The sequence below is a fragment of the Bradyrhizobium sp. USDA 4449 genome (assembly GCF_054056275.1).
On sequence record NZ_JBSRYD010000001.1, the window covers coordinates 738,201 to 757,011 of the forward strand.

The 18,811-nt window shown below is 64.7% G+C and carries 17 protein-coding genes and 1 tRNA gene; 9 read left to right on the plus strand and 9 right to left on the minus strand.

Going from position 1 to position 18,811, the window contains the following annotated elements; genetic code table 11:
- Window positions 1–53: 53 nt before the first annotated feature.
- Window positions 54–2,900: a hybrid sensor histidine kinase/response regulator gene (locus ACVIIW_RS03465; protein WP_456699458.1), complete on the minus strand. Its 2,847-nt coding sequence runs from the start codon at window positions 2,898–2,900 to the stop codon at window positions 54–56.
- Between the two features lie 195 nt (window positions 2,901–3,095).
- Complete coding sequence (gene chpT, locus ACVIIW_RS03470; protein ID WP_456699459.1) at window positions 3,096–3,749, minus strand: histidine phosphotransferase ChpT; 654 nt, start codon at window positions 3,747–3,749, stop codon at window positions 3,096–3,098.
- A 174-nt stretch (window positions 3,750–3,923) separates the two neighbouring features.
- Between chpT and ACVIIW_RS03475 the strand changes: the two genes are divergently transcribed.
- Window positions 3,924–4,751 (plus strand): 3'(2'),5'-bisphosphate nucleotidase CysQ family protein, encoded by an 828-nt coding sequence (locus ACVIIW_RS03475; protein ID WP_456699460.1) that lies wholly within the window; start codon window positions 3,924–3,926, stop codon window positions 4,749–4,751.
- Here the strand turns inward: ACVIIW_RS03475 and ACVIIW_RS03480 are convergent.
- Window positions 4,745–5,230 (minus strand): YHS domain-containing (seleno)protein, encoded by a 486-nt coding sequence (locus ACVIIW_RS03480; RefSeq protein WP_456699461.1) that lies wholly within the window; start codon window positions 5,228–5,230, stop codon window positions 4,745–4,747. The genes ACVIIW_RS03475 and ACVIIW_RS03480 overlap by 7 nt on opposite strands.
- A gap of 141 nt (window positions 5,231–5,371) precedes the next feature.
- Between ACVIIW_RS03480 and ACVIIW_RS03485 the strand changes: the two genes are divergently transcribed.
- The 5 genes from ACVIIW_RS03485 to ACVIIW_RS03505 all read left to right on the plus strand — a co-directional run bounded on the left by ACVIIW_RS03485 (window position 5,372) and on the right by ACVIIW_RS03505 (window position 9,324).
- Entirely contained in the window at window positions 5,372–5,980 is a 609-nt protein-coding gene (locus tag ACVIIW_RS03485) for a DUF1134 domain-containing protein (protein WP_092231860.1), read from the plus strand.
- Window positions 5,981–6,099: 119 nt separating this feature from the next.
- Window positions 6,100–7,398: a hypothetical protein gene (locus ACVIIW_RS03490; protein ID WP_456699462.1), complete on the plus strand. Its 1,299-nt coding sequence runs from the start codon at window positions 6,100–6,102 to the stop codon at window positions 7,396–7,398.
- A gap of 160 nt (window positions 7,399–7,558) precedes the next feature.
- Window positions 7,559–7,633: transfer RNA gene (locus ACVIIW_RS03495), tRNA-Val, on the plus strand.
- 48 nt (window positions 7,634–7,681) lie between these two features.
- A complete protein-coding gene (locus ACVIIW_RS03500; protein WP_456699463.1) occupies window positions 7,682–8,182 on the plus strand; it encodes a hypothetical protein in 501 nt (166 codons plus the stop codon).
- Between the two features lie 431 nt (window positions 8,183–8,613).
- A complete protein-coding gene (locus ACVIIW_RS03505) occupies window positions 8,614–9,324 on the plus strand; it encodes a TetR family transcriptional regulator C-terminal domain-containing protein (protein ID WP_456699464.1) in 711 nt (236 codons plus the stop codon).
- A gap of 563 nt (window positions 9,325–9,887) precedes the next feature.
- Here ACVIIW_RS03505 and greA read toward each other — a convergent pair.
- The 5 genes from greA to ACVIIW_RS03530 form a co-directional block, all read right to left on the minus strand.
- Window positions 9,888–10,370: a transcription elongation factor GreA gene (greA, locus tag ACVIIW_RS03510; RefSeq protein ID WP_456699465.1), complete on the minus strand. Its 483-nt coding sequence runs from the start codon at window positions 10,368–10,370 to the stop codon at window positions 9,888–9,890.
- Window positions 10,371–10,445: 75 nt separating this feature from the next.
- On the minus strand, window positions 10,446–10,928 hold the full coding sequence (locus ACVIIW_RS03515; RefSeq protein ID WP_456699466.1) for a hypothetical protein: 483 nt from the start codon (window positions 10,926–10,928) through the stop codon (window positions 10,446–10,448).
- A gap of 152 nt (window positions 10,929–11,080) precedes the next feature.
- Entirely contained in the window at window positions 11,081–11,413 is a 333-nt protein-coding gene (locus tag ACVIIW_RS03520; protein ID WP_456699467.1) for a hypothetical protein, read from the minus strand.
- Between the two features lie 645 nt (window positions 11,414–12,058).
- Window positions 12,059–12,577, minus strand: coding sequence for a hypothetical protein (locus ACVIIW_RS03525; protein WP_456699468.1), 519 nt, complete (start codon window positions 12,575–12,577; stop codon window positions 12,059–12,061).
- A 39-nt stretch (window positions 12,578–12,616) separates the two neighbouring features.
- The gene (locus ACVIIW_RS03530) at window positions 12,617–14,164 is read right to left on the minus strand and encodes an acetolactate synthase large subunit (RefSeq protein ID WP_456699469.1); all 1,548 of its coding nucleotides are present in this window, start codon (window positions 14,162–14,164) and stop codon (window positions 12,617–12,619) included.
- A gap of 345 nt (window positions 14,165–14,509) precedes the next feature.
- On the opposite strand from ACVIIW_RS03530, the gene ACVIIW_RS03535 reads away from it, so the two are divergent.
- Together ACVIIW_RS03535 and ACVIIW_RS03540 are read left to right on the plus strand one after the other, a co-directional pair.
- Window positions 14,510–15,085, plus strand: a complete 576-nt coding sequence (locus tag ACVIIW_RS03535) for a L,D-transpeptidase (RefSeq protein ID WP_456699470.1) — start codon at window positions 14,510–14,512, stop codon at window positions 15,083–15,085.
- Between the two features lie 83 nt (window positions 15,086–15,168).
- Entirely contained in the window at window positions 15,169–15,984 is an 816-nt protein-coding gene (locus ACVIIW_RS03540) for a DUF2927 domain-containing protein (protein ID WP_456705077.1), read from the plus strand.
- Between the two features lie 135 nt (window positions 15,985–16,119).
- Here ACVIIW_RS03540 and ACVIIW_RS03545 read toward each other — a convergent pair whose 3' ends face one another.
- Window positions 16,120–17,253 carry a threonine synthase gene (locus ACVIIW_RS03545; RefSeq protein ID WP_456699471.1) on the minus strand — a complete coding sequence of 378 codons (1,134 nt, stop codon included), beginning with the start codon at window positions 17,251–17,253 and terminating at the stop codon, window positions 16,120–16,122.
- 295 nt (window positions 17,254–17,548) lie between these two features.
- On the opposite strand from ACVIIW_RS03545, the gene ACVIIW_RS03550 reads away from it, so the two are divergent.
- Window positions 17,549–18,805 (plus strand): GTP cyclohydrolase II, encoded by a 1,257-nt coding sequence (locus tag ACVIIW_RS03550; protein WP_456699472.1) that lies wholly within the window; start codon window positions 17,549–17,551, stop codon window positions 18,803–18,805.
- Window positions 18,806–18,811 lie beyond the last annotated feature (6 nt).

An 18,811-nucleotide genomic window follows, 5' to 3' on the forward strand; every position in this document is an offset into this window, starting at 1 on the left:
GTTTGAGCATGATCTCTTCGGAAAACCGCTTCACGCTTGTCCGGATCATGCTGTTACGCCGCGGCCCGGCTCAGCTCGGAGGCACCGGCGGCGCCCGCGGTCTGCTCCTTCAGCGCCGCGATCAGACCGGGACGGTCGAACTTGGCGACATAGTCGTGGAAGCCGGCCTGACGGCCGCGCTCGATCGCCGCCGGCGACACCAGGGCGGACAGGCCGATGATCGGCATCGCACCCAGATTGCTGTCGGAGCGGATCGTTTCCGCGAACTCGAACCCGTTCATGTCGGGCATCTCGATGTCGGTCAGCACCACGTCGAAGCTCTGCGCACGCAGGGCGGCCAGGCCCTCCTGCGCGGTCGGCGCGGTGCGGACACGGTAGCCGGCGGCCTTGAGCACCGGCGCCAGCATGTTGCGGAAGAAGGCGCTGTCGTCGACCAGCAGCACCGACTGCGAATGCATCGACGGCTTCATCTCCTTGCGGGTGAACCAGTCGGCGAACGCCATGGGCAGGAAGTGGCCGACATCGATCACCTCGGTGGCCTGGCCCTTGATCACGGCCGAGCCGAGGATGCCGCTGGCCGAGCCGCCGACCTCGATGTTGAGGCGTTCCTCGACGATGTCGATGATCTCGTCGACGACGAGGCCCATGGAGCGGCCGTCATCGGCGAACACCAGGATCGGCTGGGCGCCCTGGCTCGCGATGGTGACGCCGTCCATGGAGACGAGCGGCATCAGCTGCTCGCGGTACTGCACCATGTAGCGGCCGTTGCTGAACTCGATCTTGTCGGCGGGGAGCTCTTCGAGGCGGGTGACGAGCCCGAGCGGGACCGCCTTGGGCTGGTTGGAGCCGGCGCGGAACACCAGCAGCGAAGTGGTCTGCTCGCCCGAGCCGATATGGTGCGCGCCATTGTCATCGCCCATGTCGTGGGCCGAGGAACCGGCGGCGCCGAGCGCTTTGGCAATGCCGTTGGGGTCGATGATCATGATGACCGCGCCATCGCCCAGGATGGTGTTGCCCGAGAACATGTCGATGTGACGCAGCTTCGTCGACATCGGCTTGACCACGATTTCCTCGGTGTGGAACACGCCGTCGACGACGATGCCGAAGGTCTGGCTGCCGACCTGGGTGACCACGATGAAGCCGTTCTCGGGATCGGACGCCGCGCCGTCGTCGATCTTCAAGAGCTTCTTCAGGTGGATCAGCGGCAACAGCTTGTTGCGCAGCCGCAGCACCGCGGTGTCCTTGATGCGCTCGATGCGGTGCTCGCTGTTGGCGCGGGCGCGCACCAGCTCGACCACCGAGAGCTGCGGGATCGCAAAGCGGTCACCGGCGGCCTCCACGATCAGGGCCGAGACGATCGCCAGCGTCAGCGGGATCTTGATGGTGACGGACGAGCCCTCGCCGGCGACCGACTTGATGTCGATGGTGCCGCCGATCTGGTCGATGTTGGTGCGGACCACGTCCATGCCGACGCCGCGCCCCGATACCGAGGTGATGGCGGCCGCGGTGGAGAAGCCGGGCGCGAAGATGAACTTGTGGATCTGGGCTTCCGACATCTTCTCGAGCTCGGCCTCGGTGGCCAGACCGGAGGAGATCGCCTTGGCCTTGATCTTCTCGGTGTTGAGGCCGCGGCCGTTGTCGGCGATGCAGATGATGATGTGGCCGCCTTCGTGATAGGCGGAGAGGCGGATGGTGCCCTGCTCGCCCTTGCCGTTGGCGGTGCGCTCGGCGGGGGTCTCCAGGCCGTGATCGGCGGAGTTGCGCACCATGTGGGTGAGCGGGTCCTTGATCAGGTCGAGCACCTGGCGGTCGAGCTCGGTGTCGGCGCCGTGCATCTCCAGCTCGATCTGCTTGCCGAGTTCGGATGAGAGATCGCGCACGATGCGGGGCAGCTTCTGCCAGGCATTGCCGATCGGCTGCATGCGCGTCTTCATGACGCCTTCCTGCAGCTCGGCGGTGACGTTGGAGAGGCGCTGCAACGGCACCTTGAACTCGGTGTCCTCGTTGCGCCTCGAGATCTCCAGCAGCTGGTTGCGGGTCAAGACCAGCTCGGAGACCATGGTCATCAGATGCTCCAGCGTATCCACGTTGACGCGGATCGACTGGTTGGCGATGCGCTCGCCTTCGGAAGCCACCTCGTCGGCCATCGACTTCTTCGGCGCGGCCTTCTCCCTGACCGGCTTTGCAATTTCCCTGCTGGTTTCCTTTTCCCTGGCAGCCGGGGCTGCAGCAGCGGGCTCGGCCTTCGCTTCAGCCCCGGCAACCGGCGCAGGCGCTTCGATCGCAGTCTCGCGGAAGGCGCGCTCGAGCTCGTCGAGCGAGACTTCGCCCGGACGCAAGGGGCGCTCCAGCGTCTGCTCGATCAGCGTGCCCGTGGTCATCTCCTTGGCCGGCGCAGCGCTTGGTGCTTCCGGCACCAGCGGCGGCGCGTCGGCAACGGCAACGGAAGCCGCGGCGCCCGCGGCCGGCATCGGCTGCGCCGAGCCTGACGCGATCGGCGAAGCCGACGCCGACATGGCGGCCATGCCCTGCTCCACCATCGCTTCCAGCTTGTCGATGAGATCGCGGTCGTTGCCTTCGGGCTCGGCTTCGGTGGCCTCGAGACCTGCGAGGATCTCCTTGATGCGATCGATCGAGGACAGGATCAGCGTCACCGCCGTACCCGTCACCGGCATGCCGTCGCGGAATTTGCTCATCAGGGTCTCGCCGGCATGCGCCAGCGCTTCAAGCCGCGGCAGACCCAAGAAGCCGCACGTACCCTTGATGGTGTGGACCAGGCGGAAGATGTTATCCAGGATCTTGGCGTTGTTCGGCTCCTGCTCGAACTTCACCAGCTGATTGTCGACGGTGTCCAGGCTCTCGCTGGTCTCCGTCAGAAACTCCCGCAACAGATCATCCATGAAAACAGGCCTTCATACAGGGAGGGCGCGCACGAGGCGTGATGCGCCATTCAGAATGGGGCCAGCTTCACCGCAAAGCGTTTAATATTGGTTGAGTATGTGCAAAAGAACGGAACCAACAAGGAGATAAGGCGCTCCGGACAAGCCGAAGCGCCTTGTAAAGATTCGATTAAGGCTTGGAAGCGGTGCGCGCGTTTACGAAGCGGTAACGATGATGGCTTCGCCCTCCAGCCTGAGCGTCACGGTGAGTCCGCAGGCCTGCGCCAGCAGCCGCGTGTAATAAGGCTGGATCGCGTGCGCGTCCGCCGCCGGTCCGCGTTCACCACTCAGAAGCTCGGAGATGTTCTGCGGCAGGCGTGCGTTGTGTCCGGTTGCGGTGATGCGGAAGCTCATCGTCTCGCCTTCGCCGATCGGATCGACCGTCAGCATGCCACCGCGCGGGATCGTGTGCTGCGACACGACCAGCATATTGAGCAGCAGCTTGACGCGGTTCTTCGGCATCAACAGCCGCGGCAGATTCCATGTGATCGTGCACTTGCCGTCCTCGATGTGGCCGCGCGCCATGGTCTGGGCGTCGCCGAGGTCGATCTGCGCGCCGGAGGAGCCGGCGGCGCCGAAGGCAAGGCGGCAGAACTGCAGACGGGCGGAAGCCGTCTTGGCACTCTTGCGGATCAGCTCGAGCGCGAATTCCCGGTCTTCGGGCTTGGGGTCGTCATCGAGCACCTCGAGCCCATTGACGATGGCGCCGACCGGGCTGATGAGATCATGACAGACCCGCGAGCACAGCAGCGCCGCGAGTTCGAGCATATCGGGAGTGGAAGCGGTACCTGAAGACGGAGCGTCAGACATAAAGGGTTCCTGGAATTGCACGGCGCGGACGCGGCGAATCACGCATGCTTGACGGATGTTGCGGGTTCTATCATTCGCCAGCCCGTGCCAGCTAGCTTGCGATAGGCTGGAAGCGGCCGTAAGGAGCACGGACGAACCACGTGACGGGAGGCGAGACTTGCCAATCAATGGGGCATGCCGGTGAGGATCATCGACGGCGAGGCTGCATCCCCGCTCATGGAGCCCCTGAGCGCACTTGTGGTCCAGGCCGGCGAGGCGATCCTGGCCGTCAACCGCGCGGCGATGCGGGTCGACGGCAAGCAGGACGGCTCGCCCGTGACCGAGGCCGACCTCGCCGCCGACCGCATCATTGCCGAGGGCCTGGCCAGGCTTGCGGGCGACGTGCCGACGCTGTCGGAAGAGCGGTGCCAGCTCGCCTCGCCGCCATTTCGCGGCAGCTTCTTCCTGATCGATCCGCTCGACGGAACCAAGGAGTTTGTCGCCGGCCGTGACGAATTCACCGTCAACCTGGCCCTCGTGACCCAGGGCGTGCCATTGCTCGGCATCGTCAGCGCGCCCGCGCTCGGACTGCTCTGGCGCGGCATCGTCGGCCGCGGTGCCGAGCGCGTGCCGTTCGACGGAACGACTATCGGCGCTGCCGAGCCGATCCAGACCCGCAAGCTGCCCCGGCATGGCGAGCCCTGGGTTGCGGCGGTGAGCCGCTCGCACGGCGACCCCACCAGCGAAGCGTTCATCGATAGCAGGCCCAACGCCGTCAGAAAGACCTGCGGCTCGGCCGTCAAGTTCGGCCGGATCGCGGAGGGCAGCGCCGACATCTACCCCCGCTTCGGGCCGACCTGCGAATGGGACGTCGGGGCGGGCTGTGCGGTCGTGACCGCGGCCGGCGGCAAGGTGACCGACGGCAAGGGGGGCGCGCTCCGGTTCGGCGAGCGCGGCGATACCGGCTTCATCATCCCGGCGTTCATCGCCTGGGGCGATGCCGGCGCGGACATGCGTTACTGACTGAGCTTGTCCTGGAGCGCCGGCCAGCGCTTGCCGACTTCATACAGGAAGCGCTCCGGATCCTTGGCGAACGCATCGCGGTTGTCTTCGCGGCTGAACAGATAGAGCCGCTGCGCCGAAATCACGAAGAAGCGGGGATTGCCGGCAATGGTCACGCCCCGCGCGATATCGGCCGGATCATAGCCTCCGAACTGCGGCCCATAGATTTCGGGGTGGGCCAGGAATTCCGCCCGGTCGCCGTCGTTCCGGAAGCGCCAGACAGCGCCCCATAGGTTGGCCTCGAACTCCGCCGTTCCCAACTCGGCCGCGCCATCGACGAAATAGGCCACGGGATCGAAGCCTTCGATGGCAACGCCCGAGTAGCGATTGACGACAATCCGCTCGGTGGTGGCCGCGTGGGCCGGCGATCCGGCGCAGATCAGCCAAACGACCGCCAGCAGGCAGACCAGACGGCCGATCAAGGCGATTCCGGGGCGCAAAGGGCTATCTTCCTGCCGTTGTGCCGTCATAGTTGCTGCGGATAACATCCCAGTCGAGGGGACATCCGGCGCAACCTAGAGCCGTGCCTGTTGGCATCAGGTTAAGGGAAGCGGACCGGAATCGATACCAGGGGTTCTTTTATGACTTTCGCATCACGCCTTGCCGCAGTGGCGCTCGTCGCGCTGGCCGGCTGGATCGTGCCGGCCTCCGCCCAGACAGCCGCGCCGCCGCCCGACCTGCCGCCGCCACAGCGGACCCCGTCGCCCAATACGTATGGGCCGGACGAACTCGTCACCGCCGGCCACCACTTCTTCGGCAACGTCTCCCGCGGGCTTGCCTCGATCATCGAGAAGGCGGTCAGCCAATGGGGCCTGCCCAACGGCTACATCCTCGGCGAGGAAGGCTCCGGCGCGTTCGTCGCCGGCCTGCGCTATGGCGAAGGCACGCTCTACACCAAGAACGCCGGCGATCTGCGCGTCTATTGGCAAGGTCCATCGCTCGGCTTCGATTGGGGCGGCGACGGCGCGCGCACCATGACGCTGGTCTATAATTTGCCCGCCACCAACGCGATCTACCAGCGCTTCGCCGGCATCGACGGCTCGGCCTACATCATCGGCGGCTTCGGCATGACGGCGCTCACCGCCAACAACATCGTGCTGGTGCCGATCCGCTCCGGCCTCGGCTTACGCCTCGGCGCCAATATCGGCTACCTGAAATACACGCCGCGCGCGACCTGGAACCCGTTCTAGGGTTCTCTCCTCCGATCCAGTTGAGGATTCACGTTAACAACAGGGCGGGGCTGGCTTTTTGCCGGCACGCCATGCATTGTCTTTGGTAAATTTTTCCTTAGCTCGCGGAGTTCTGCCCCATGGTCGAACCGATCATGTACCTGGCGATCGGTTTTCTGCTGTCGATGCTGTGCGGGCTGGCCATCGTGCCGCTGGTGCATAACCGCGCGGTCCGCCTGACCACGCGCCGGCTCGAGGCCGCAACGCCGCTGTCGATGGCGGAGATTCAGGCCGACAAGGACCAGCTCCGCGCCGAATTCGCCATGTCGGCGCGCCGGCTGGAGATGAGCGTCGACCAGCTCAAGAACAAGACCACGAGCCAGCTTGCCGAGCTCGGCAAGAAGAGCGACGCCATCAACCGCATGAAGATCGAGCTCGGCGAGAAGAACGCCACGATCTTCGCGCTCGAGGCCCGCGAGAAGGCGGTCAAGGAGCAGCTCCGCGCCACCGAAGAGGAATTCAACACCAAGACAGAAGCGCTGCGCGCCGCCGAGATCGCGCTGGCCGACAAGCAGGCCGAGCTCGCAAAAATCAATTCCGAACTGTCCGACCGCTCGATGATGGCGGAGAGCCGTCAGGTCGAGCTGGTCGCGGTGCGCGCCCAGATCGAGGAGCTGAAGAATCGCGTCGGCGATGCCGAGAAAGAGTTCACCGCGACGCAGGCCCGCCTGACGCAGGAGCGCACCGAATCCGAGACCGCTTCGCGCGAGCTCGGCGATGCCCGCGGCCGCGTCGAGAATCTGAGCCAACGCGTCACCGAGCTCGATCGCCAGCTGATCGTGCAGGTCAAGGAAGCCGAGATGCTCTCGGGGCGCGTCGCCGACCTCGAAGGGCGTCTTGCCACGCAAGGCAAGCTGCTCGCCGAGCGCGACTATGAGAACAACCAGCTCCGCCAGAGCAACGAAGGCTCCGAGCGCATCATCAAGGAGCTGCGCGTCGAGATCGCGGCCTTGAGCGGCGGCAAGTCGTCGGCCGCAATGGAAACGCTGCGCACCGAGAAGGCCGCGCTGGAAGAGCAGCTTCGCACCGCGCGCGACGAGCGCGCCAAGCTTCAGCGCGACATCAACGCGATCCAGCAGCAGGCCGAGAGCTCCTGGGCAACCGAGCGCATGGAGAACGCGTTGCTGCGCGAGCGCATCAACGACATCGCCGCCGAGGTGGCAAAGCTCGCGATGCAGCTCGAGGGCCCGAACTCGCCGATCGAGGCGATGCTGGCGGCCGAAGCCGGCCAGCCGCCGAAGCAGGGCCCGCGGCCGGCCAACGGCGTTGCCACCAATGGCGCCGCCGCAGCCGCCCTGCCCGAAGGCGGCGGAACGCTGGCCGAGCGCATCCGCGCCCTCCAAGCCCACGCCTCCCGCGCCCGCCAGCAGGGCGCGTAAGCGGGCCGAAATCAGGCCTCGCCGCGAATTCGATGGATTGAAGCAAGGTTTTCAGCGCCTCAACCCACCTGAAAACTTGACACCTCGGGCTCCCACTTCTAAATCGCGGGCTCTGATGCGCCGGCCGGCCGAACAGTCCGGCCGTCTGCATGATGGTCCCGGGCGCATAGCTCAGCGGGAGAGCGTTCCCTTCACACGGGAGAGGTCCAAGGTTCGATCCCTTGTGCGCCCACCATCAATGTTCCTGTAAGTCCAGCGTCCGCATCTGTTCGAGACTATATCGGTGCTGGGCGTTGAGCTCTTTGTTGTGCCGAGTGGCTTCGTGCTCGCGCCACAGATTTGCACGGTGATCGGTCGAGGGCGGTCCACGCGCAACATTGCCATATTCTGGGTCAGGCGCTGGATGCGCTCCGTGCCGGCCTACGTCATCGCCATGCTCGCGGTTTCAATCACGGCTCACGAGTGTGGTCAGGTGACTTTTTTCGATACCCGTTCTGTCGATTCCATCGCCTACGGGTTTTTGTTGCATCTAGCGATGCAGCGCGCCGATATCTTTCGTCACGACTTTCGCTGGCTTATTCAGGGGGGCCTCCTACTTACGGAGGCGATCACGCCGTCCTGGTATTCGCTCCCCGCACATTTATTCCCGTTCTATCAAGCATTCGTCGGGGCAGCAGCGATATTGCTGGCGTTGCGGCTCGACACGATGGTTGCGAAGTCGCGCGCTTTGACCGCCCTCGGGCTGTTCTCGGGCCGCCTCTCATATTCCACCTGGTCTTGTTGAATGCGCTGGTGTCGGCATTTCCACATGCGTCGATTTTGATATCGCTGCCGGCGTACGTGCTCATCCTGATCGCGTTGGCGGCATTGATGTACCACGCGGTCGAAAAGCCCATCTTGGCGCAGCGGCCGGACTTCGAACGGCCGCCGCAAATCGCGTTGGAAATTCATGGGCCGTCCCTACCCCTCGGGGCCCCCACAGCGATCCGGAGCGAAACGGCAATCCCAAGCCCCCCTCCGACGGGATAGGTTGGCTGGTGTGGCAACGGCTATGACATCGACGTACATGGTCTCGTCTTCACGCGGGAAAGGTCCAAGGTTTGATTCCTTGTGCGCCAACTATCCATCTTGCGGCCAATTGCATGCCGTGGATCACTGATGTACCTGAGGTGAGCATCAGTCTGCCGCTCACGCGGCCATATTCCCGGAACTTGCATGGCGGCGGAAGCAACCAACAAACCGCACTTTCGCATCCGCCGCGCGGCGAAGGGGGGCCGCAGGGCCGCCGCGGCTGCGCCTGATATCGAGGAGAAGATTCTCGATGCGGCCGAGTTCGTGTTCGGGCATTTCGGCTTCCGCGGAGCAACGACCGCGCTGATCGCCAAGAAGGCGTCGGTGGCGAAGGCCCACATCTACTATTATTTCGAGGACAAGGAGGATCTGTATCGCGCGATCCTCGAACGCGCGATGAACAAATGGGCGAGAGACATGGAGTCCCTCGACGCCACGGCCGACATCGAGACCGTTCTCGTGCGGTACATCCACAAGAAGGTCGATTTCTCCCGCGAACATCCGCACCTGTCGCGCATCTACGCGAACGAGATCATCAGCGGTGCACCTTTCATCGGCAGCTTCATCGAGAAGGTCTCGACGCCGAAGCTGCATGAGAAGACCAAGGCCATCGAGGCATTGGCCGCGCGCGGAGCCATTCGGCCGATCAGCGCGGCCGATCTGTTCTTCTGTATCTGGGCAATGACGCAGGCCTATGCTGATTTTTCCAGCCAGATGACCATCATGAAGCGCAAGCGTCAGCTGGAGCAGGCTGACTACGAAGCCGCCAAATCCACGATCGTACAGCTCGTGCTCGGCGGGCTTGGTTGTTCGACGTCCGATCCCAAGGCGGCGCCGAGCACCAGGGGCGGCTGATCGCCGCCACGTTCGGCGGCAATTGTCGGCGTCTCAAAGCATTTGCGCCTGACCGGGTATCGCGAAGCGGCGCCTTGCGGGTCGCCTGCCTATTAATTGAGCAATCGTCCGGGTGCCTGCGCCGGCGCACGTATGCGCCGACGCCAATCTCCTTTCGCCCTTTCACGGCCGCGCTTTCCACCCTTGACCGATCGTTATAGATTCTTGAACGATCGTTATGTACCTAAGCCAGCCTGAGATGTTGCTGACCCGCCGGGCCGGGAGCGAGACATTGCAGCTGTCGACGAGGACATGAAGAGTATGAGACGCCTACTCCCCTATCTCGCCGCCCCCGTCATCCTCGGAGCTCTGGCTTTCGCCGCGCATCTATTCTGGAGCAGCGACCATCGGCGCTCTACCCTGGACGCCGATCTACTCGGTTTCAGGCGCGTCCATGGCGTACGGCTGGTCATGAGCAAGATCTCCGCCGAACGAGGACCTGCCAACAGCGCGACGACCGAGACGGCAAGGGAGGAACCCTTGACTGCGGACGTCGCGAACCGACGGCGATGAGGCCGTGACCCCTATGCGATCTCGAGGAGCTCGAGCTCCTGCGCACCGGAACCGACGACGTCGCCGGCGGCCTTGCCCATCAGCGACTTTGCGACCGGCGAGACGAACGAGATCGAGCCGGCCTTCGGGTCTGCTTCATCCTCGCCGACGATGCGGTAGGTCTGCACACGGCCGTCGGCGCGACTGAACGTCACTGTGCTGCCAAAGGCGACGATCGCGGTCGAAGCCGGATTGGGAACCAGTTGCGCCGTGCGCAGCCGTTCGGCGAAGTAGCGCATGTCGCGCAATGGTACCGCGGATTGCCGGCGCTTCTCGTTGACGTCATCGACGGTTTGCGCGGCTTCATAGGCCTCGCGCGCTTGCTGGAGCTGTGCCTGCAAGGCTTGCAAGCCCGTCTCCGTCACGAGGTTTGGATGCGGCGAGATCGGCCGATCCGGCAACAGCGTCTCGGACGCGGTCTCCGCGCTTTCTTCCTTGGTAAAGGCAACGCTCAATTCGTAGATCCTGTCGAACGGTTCCGGAGTGACCGCCGCGCCATCACACCGCGAGCCTGCGGCGATGATCCCTGACTATATCTCAAGTTCGACGAAACGGCGCAGCTTGAAGACGAGGTCGGGCAGCGCCTGGCGGAACCGGGTCGCATTCTGGAAACTGGTCGAGAACGGCTCGAAGGTGATCATCGCATTCCAGTGCCTGTAACCGTAGACCGTGACCGAGACGCCGGACGCCGGAAAACTCTCGATCTTGCGCAACTCGCCGAGCACGAGATCGGCAATGGCCTCCGCCGGGAGGAGCCGCTTGCCATCCGGGGTCAGGGGTTGACTAGGAGGCGCGACCGGCTTCGCCGCAGCCAACGTTTCATCGGGAGCATCCTGAAGCTTCGGTGACTCGGCTTGCGGGAGCTCAGGCACCACAGCGACCGGGTCGGCGACCGGCGCGACTGGGAGGAACTCGGCGAGCGCCGGCGGGCTGGCCGCCTCTGCGCGCTTGTTACCGCCCAGGATGCTGCTGATCATGGCGACCAGGCCAGCATCCTTCGCATCGTCACTCATCTGAACGTTCCCCGGTGCCCTGGCCTAATGTAACACCGGCACAGGAGAGCGCCACAAGGGCTGCCGATCAGACCACGGCGTCACTCCTGCATGGCTCCAACCGTTTCCACCACCGCGCAACGCGGGTGGATCTCGCGCCGCGGCAGGATCCGTCACTGCTTCTCGAACGGAATATATCGCTGGTACTCCTTCGGCACCGAGCTGCGATAGCGCCCCGGAACGGTGCCGTTGTCGATCGAATGATCGATCTCCTGCTGCCGCGTCATCTTCTTCGCCGGCTTCTTCGCGGCGCTCTTCTTCGACCTGGCCGGTGGGGTCGAATCATCGGTGGTCGCAGCCGGCGGCGTGGTCGCAGCAGGCGCCGGGCCGGATGCGGCGGCCGGCAGCGTGGCACCGTTGGCCGGCGCGCCCTGCGCCAGCGCGAGCGGTGATTGCGTGATGAGCGCCAGTGCGGCGGCTGCAGCCAGCCAATATGATTTTTGCATCAGGACCTCCAAACTGTCTGATCCTCAATAGGCGCAGCGTAGTTGGATCGACGTGTGCACGTCCGCCAAGGATAGGCGGGAGGGCGGTTGCGCCGCTGCACCGAGCGGGTGACGAGAGATGATGCGAGGCCGTCCGCGCCATGCGGGCGGCCCTTGTCGCTCAAAGCCTGATGAGACCAAAGTGTTGGGCTATCCCTCACCCCGACGGAAAAGGTGCCTCAATAGCAGGGCGGATGGGGGTAGTAGCCACAGGCCCTGCGATAGCCATATGCTCCATAAGCGGCGGCTCCCGCCGCTGCCGCGCCATAGTAAGCTCGCCGATGCACCCGGCGATTGACGCCAGCTACGCTCATCGGTGTGAGCGGTCGCCCAACTCTCGCTTCGGCACGGTCAACGGATACCGATAGCACCGTCAACGGCGAGTAACGAGGCGACAACGGAACGACCGCAAGCACCGCAGCCGTCGCAATCAATCCAAGAAGCCTGGCATTTCCCGTCATGTTGCTCTCCCTATGAGGCGATGATCAAACACGACGTGACACGACACATTGCGTCTCACCGTTGATATGAATCAATGGGAACCCATAACAGGCCGAGGCAGTCTCCCGGCTCCACGCCCGGCGCTAACGCTCGTGAGTGCACGCCCTAATGGGCGGCCCCGAGGCCGCTCTCCCTTAGCCGCTCCGCGAACCAGAGCGAGACCGGTTGATCGAGGGTGCCGCTGACATAGACCTCCGACGTCGTCACGTTGTTCTTGTCCAGCACCAGCAGCACGCCGATCCAATAGGCGAACCAGACATGCGGGTCTGTCAGCGCCTTCAGCTTGTGCCGGTCGTGCTCCAGCGGCGTGTGATTGCTGGCCTTGCGGATCTCGACGGTGAGCAGATTGTTGGGAATCTCGCGCTGGTGCACGACGACGTCGGGATAGATCGACTTGCCGAGATGATCGTCGGTCGAGATGATGGTGCCGTGCGGCAAATGCAGCGTACGCTCGCCGAGCCGGTCGTAATTGCAATCGATCGACCAGCCCGAAAACTGCCGCTCGAGATAGACGGCGAAGCGGTGCGTGATCGCACGTTCGCCGATATCCTTCTCGAACAGGAAGACCTCGTGGGCATAGAAGTCCCGGAGCGCCGTGACCACCTTGTTCAGCTCGGTCTGCATTCTGGCTCCGGGCTTTTGGCACTCCGTGTCGCGCGCCCCTTACATCTGCACTTCGATCAGCCGCGGTCCCGGCTCGGCGACGGCCTCGGCCAGCGCCTTGTTGAACTCGTCGGCATTGGTGACGGCGCGGCCCGGCACGCCCATGCCCTTGGCGAGAGCGACGAAATCGAGCGTCGGGCGATCGAGCCTGAGCATGTCGTTGGCGCGCTGGCCGGGCTCGCCGGCGCCGACATTGTCGAACTCGCCGCGCAGGATCTGGTAGATGCGGTTGGCGAACACGATGGTGACGATGTTGAGATTCTCGCGCGCCTGCGTCCATAGCGACTGGATCGTGTACATCGCGCTGCCGTCGCCGACCATGGTGATGACCTTGCGGTCCGGGCAGGCGATCGCGGCGCCGATCGACAGTGGGGTGGAGAAGCCGATCGAGCCGCCCATGTTCTGGAGCCAGTCATGCGGCGCTGCCGCCGCCGTCGGCGGGAAGAAGCCGCGGCCGGTGGTGAGGGATTCATCGACCATGATCGCGTTCTCGGGGATCGCGCACGCGATCGCCTGCGCGATCGAGGCGAAGGTGAGCGCGCCGGTCGGCTTGACGAGTTCCTGCACCGCCTGCGGCTTGACGTCCCTGGCGCTGGCCTTGACGGCGCCCGCGAGCGCTTCCAGCGCCGCCACCGAATTCTCGCCCCAGGAGGTCATGCGATGGACATCGCAGCCCTCGGGCTTGAGCATGCTCGGCTTGTTCGGATAGGCGAAAAAGGCGACGGGATCGTCGGACTCGACCAGCACGATGTGACGGAACTTGGCCAGCATCGGCAGCGCGTTCTCGATCACGTAATGGATGCGGTCGATCGAGAAGCGGCCGCGGCCGCGCGCCATCCGGGGACGGAAGGTCGGGCCCATCACGGTGCAGCCGGTCTTGGCGGCGATGCGCTCGGCCAGCGCCAGGCCCTGCTCGCTCAGCGCGCTGCCCGTCATCAGCAGCAGCGTGCCCTCGCCGTCGCCGTGCAGGATCTTTGCGGCCTGCTCGACCGCCTGCGGGGAGTAGCTGGCGCGCTGCTGCTCCGCCGGAACCTCGGCGATGCCGTCGGCCTCGTTCCAGGCGGTGTCGGCAGGCAGGATGAGGGTCGCGATCTGCGGCGGGGCGCTCTTGGCGGCGGCGATCGCGGCGGCGCCGTCAGCGGCGACCGATCTGGAATTCGGCGAGGTGCGGACCCAGGACGACATCGGCCGGGCCAGGCCCTCGATGTCGGATGTCAGCGGCGCGTTGTAATCGATGTGGTAGACGGCGTGCTGGCCGACGATGTTGACGATACCGGAATTGGCTTTCTTGGCGTTGTGCAGGTTGGCGAGGCCGTTGGCGAGGCCCGGGCCGAGATGCAGCAGGGTCGAGGCAGGCGTGCCCTTCATGCGGAAATAGCCGTCGGCAGCGCCGGTGACCACGCCTTCGAACAGGCCGAGCACGCAGCGCATGCCCGGCACACGGTCGAGCGCCGCGACAAAATGCATCTCGGAGGTGCCCGGGTTGGTGAAGCAGACGTCCACCCCGCCCTTGACCATCGTCCGCACCAGGCTTTCCGCACCGTTCATTCTGTCTGCTCCCGCAACCGGCCATTTCCAGTGGTCTTGCGATCAATCATTGTTCGCTCGGCCCGTCAAAGCAAGTGCCGGCATCGCTACCCTGCCCCGCACCGCGATGCGCCCGCTTGGCCGTGCCCCTCGTTCCGCGGCGCATTAGATTCTTGTTTTGACGCGTTTTGTTAATGCGACCGGTATCCACTTTGCTTGAATACGCTCTAATGTTTTCCAACCAATTGGTGCGGTTAGGCAACGCCATCCATTAACGTTGGCCTGCCTCACGGGGCCGTGGCTTGCGGAATGCCCGCAAATATGGCCTGTGGCTTTCGTTGAAACTATTTTTTGCTGGGGGAAACAATGATCCGGTTTTTTGCCGCGCACCTTACCGCAATCGCGCTCCTGCTGGCCGGCGCCGCCGACGCATCCGCCGCGGGAATGTACGACTTCACCGGCACCAGCACCTCCAGCTATCTCGGTGGCGGCGTGAGCCCGATTCCCCGCGCCACCGTCATGTACAACGGCAACTATGCCCCCGGCACGATCGTGGTGAACACCGCCGAGCGCCGGCTCTACCTCGTGCTCGGGAACGGCCAGGCCCTGCGCTACGGCATCGGCGTGGGCCGCGACGGCTTCCGCTGGGGCGGGGTGCACAAGATCACCGCCAAGAAGGAATGGCCGGAGTGGACGCCGCCGGCGCAGATGATCGCCCGCCGGCCCGATTTGCCGCGCCACATGAAGGGCGGCATCGAGAACCCGCTCGGCGCCCGCGCGATGTATCTGGGCTCGACGCTCTACCGCATCCACGGCTCCAACGAGCCGGAGACGATCGGCCAGGCGGTGTCTTCCGGCTGCTTCCGCATGACCAATGACGACGTCACCGACCTCTACGGCCGCGTCGGGGTCGGCACCACCGTGGTGGTGCTGAACAACTGACCGGCGAAAACGGCAGGAACCTGCTTCGGGCGTGAAATTGCGGACTTGTGCGCTGCCGGCGAATACGGCAGCGTTGCATGACGATGCGCGCTTTCCACCCGCCCTCGGCTGCCCTTCGCGTCGCGCTGCTGGCGCTTGCGGCGCTCACATGCGTGGCTGACACCGCCCGCATGGCGAGCGCCGGTGAGCTGCCCGCGATCGTCTCGCGCCAGCGCGCCGAGAAGAAGAGCTTTACCGACGCGGAAATCGCCGACGGCTTTTTCAAGACTGCGTTCGGCGCCGAATACCACCTCGCCGGCCGCGTCGATCGCATCCGCAAGTTCGACGGACCGGTGCGCGTGTTCGCCGAGACCGACCGAGCCGACCGCAAGGCGCAGCTGGCAAAGGTGGTCGCCGATATCGGCAAGCGCGTGCAGCATCTCGACCTCGCCATGACCGACACCGCCGAGGCGGCCAATGTGCGGGTGAAGCTCGTGCGCGACCGCGACCTCTATCGCACCATCACGAGCTTCTACGGCGCCGAGAAGGCGCGCGAGATCCGAACCTCGCTCGATCCGCAATGCCTGTCCGGCTTCCGCAAGAACGACAATTTCGAGATCGAGCATTCCGACGTCATCCTCACCGTCGACGTCGGCGACTTCACCTTTCTCGACTGCGCCTACGAGGAGGTGCTGCAATCGCTCGGGCCCATCAACGACACCGCGAGCGTGCCGTGGACCATGTTCAACGACGATGTGTCGATGGGCTATTTCGACGTCTACGACCAGTACATCCTCAACCTGCTCTACGATCCCCGCATCAAGGCCGGCATGACCGTGCTCGAGGTCAGAGCGGTGCTGCCCGACGTGCTCGCAGACGTCAGAGCGTGGGTGAGGCGGGTGAATGATTTGAAGGAGTAAGGCGCCTCCGTCATTGCGAGAACGCGTAGGGTGGGGTCAGCGCCAGCGTAACCCACCTCTTCGGCTTCCGCGTCGACGGAGTTGGTGGGTTACGCCATGCGACTGCGCTTCGCGCATCCGCATGGCTAACCCACCCTACGATGACTGCACCAGATCAGCCACCGTGGTCGCCGCCTTCAGCCCCGTGCCGGTGAGGACTACTGCCGTGGTCTCGTTCGCCTTGATGGCGCCGGTGGCGGCGAGCTTGTCCAGCGCCGCGGCCGCACTGGCGCTGGTGGGCTCGGCGAACAGGCCCTGCCGCGCCAGACGACGCAGCGCAGCGACGATCTCGTCCTCGGTGAGCGCAACGGTAGCGCCGCCACTCTCGCGGAGCGCGCTGATGATTTCGCGCAGCCGCAGCGGTGACTTGATCGCGGTGCCCTCGGCGATGGTCTTGCTCACCTCGCGCGCGACAGGCGTATCGACGCCGGCCTTGAAACTCGCATCGATCGGGGAGCAGTTGAGCGGCTGTGCCGCGAACAGGCGCGGCAGTTTCGCGATCTGCCCTGCCTTCTTGAGCTCGCGGAAACCAAAGGCGCAGCCGAGCAGGCTGCTGCCCGCCCCGACGGGAACGATGATGTTGTCAGGCGCGCGAAAGCCGAGATCTTCCCAGATTTCATAGGCGAACGATTTTGTACCTTCGAGAAAGAACGGCTGCCAATTGTGGCTGGCATAGAAGGTCTGGCTCGACTGCCTGATGGCCTCAGCCTCCGACTCCTCGCGCGGGCCTTCGACGAGTTGCACCTCGGCGCCGTAAGCGCGCACCTGCGCGATCTTGGCCGGCGAGGTCGAGGCGGGCGCCAAAATCTTCACGCGCATGCCGCCGGCGGCGCCCAAGCCTGCCATCGACGAGCCGCCATTGCCGGAGGAATCCTCGAGGATGGCGTCGACACCGATTTGGCGCAGGAAGGACAGCATGACGACGGAGCCGCGGTCCTTAAAGCTGCCGGTCGGATTGAACCATTCGAGCTTGAAGAACGGCCGCAAATCGCCCCAGCCCTGCTGCACCAGCGGCGTGCAGCCCGCGCCGAGCGAGATTGGATCCTTGATCTCCACGGGCAAGGCAGCCCGGTAGCGCCAGAGCGAGCGCGTGCCGCTGTCGATATCTGCGCGCGAGATCCCCGCGCCCGGCGTCACCAGCAGCGGCGTGCGCTCATCCGAACACCAGCGCGGCTCGTTGAGCGGATAGCGCTTTCCATTGCGGGGATCGATGTAGCTGGCGGCAAACATGGTGCACTCCTGAGGCAGAGCCGGTCCGGTCGATATGTCCGAATATGCCGGGTTTATCCAGCCGCCTGACGCCCTCTTCAAAAACTCGAGCGATTACATATATATAGCGAAGTTTCAGGCGCCTTCGTTGCTCCGGACGACGAGGAAGGCCCCGCAGGCGGCACACCACGATTAACTTGTCTGTCGTGCCTGGCCGCTACAATATGTTGGATTGCGTCGCCGGGCTCCGGTTCGGCGACGCTGATAAGCCAGGCCCGTCCGAGCGGCGGGCCATTGGTTTTTTGGGAGTTTGGCCATGAGCCGCGCGAACCGTACCGACCATATCCGCCTCACCTCGCATCCCGAGCCGGGCCGCAAGGCAGCATTTCCGATTCACTGGGGCGCCGCTGATGCGCGCGCCCGCGGACCGATCATCGGCACGGTGTCCCGCGCCGGGGATCGCAACGTGATCGGCAGCCATGGCGGCTCCTATGCGATGTACCGCGCCCTCGCCGTCTCCGCCGGCGCGTTGGATCCGATTCGCAGGCCCGACCTCACCAACACCTTCCCGGCCGCGACCATCGGTCCGTTCGAGCAATGGCGCGATCCCGCAAAGATCGTCGCGCTCGATCCCTGGGGTCATCTGGTTGCCGAAAATTTCGGCAAGGACATCGCGGAGGGCGTTGACATCCGCCCGAGCATCGCGATCACGCGCGCACGGCTCGACCTGCCCGAAATCCGCGAGGCGCTGACGGCCAAGCGCCTGCGCGCCGACTGCGAGGTCGTGCACGCCAATGGCAGCGTCTCCGTGGTGAAGATTGCAATCGATCCGGTCTGGTATCTGCCGGGCCTTGCCGAGCGCTTCGGTACGAACGAGACCGAGCTGCGCCGCACGCTGTTCGAGCAGACCGCCGGCATGTTCCCCGAACTCGTGACCCGGCCGGACCTGAAAGTGTTTCTGCCGCCGATCGGCGGCACCACCGTCTACATGTTCGGCGATGTGACCAAGCTGCCTGATCATCGCACCAAGATCACCTGCCGGGTGCATGACGAATGCAACGGGTCCGACGTGTTCGGCTCCGACATCTGCACCTGCCGGCCCTATCTGATCCACGGCATCGAGGAATCCGCCCGTGGCGCGCAGGAAGGCGGGCTCGGCCTCGTGGTCTACAACCGCAAGGAAGGCCGCGCGCTCGGCGAGGTCACCAAATTCCTGGTCTACAATGCGCGCAAGCGCCAGGAGGACGGCGATGCGGCAGCCGCCTATTTCGAGCGCACCGAATGCGTCGCCGGCGTGCAGGATGCGCGCTTCCAGCAATTGATGCCTGACACCATCCACTGGCTCGGCCTCAAGCGCATCGACCGTTTCCTGTCGATGAGCGACATGAAGTACGACGCGCTGACTTCGCAGGGCATCGACATCGTCGAGCGCGTGCCGATTCCGCCGGAGCTGATCCCGGCCGACGCCTATGTCGAGATCGCCGCGAAGAAGGCTGCCGGTTATTACTCGACCGACATCGCGCCGGAGAAGGACGTCGACGGCGTGGTCGGGCGTTCGCTGGAAAAATACTGATCCGGC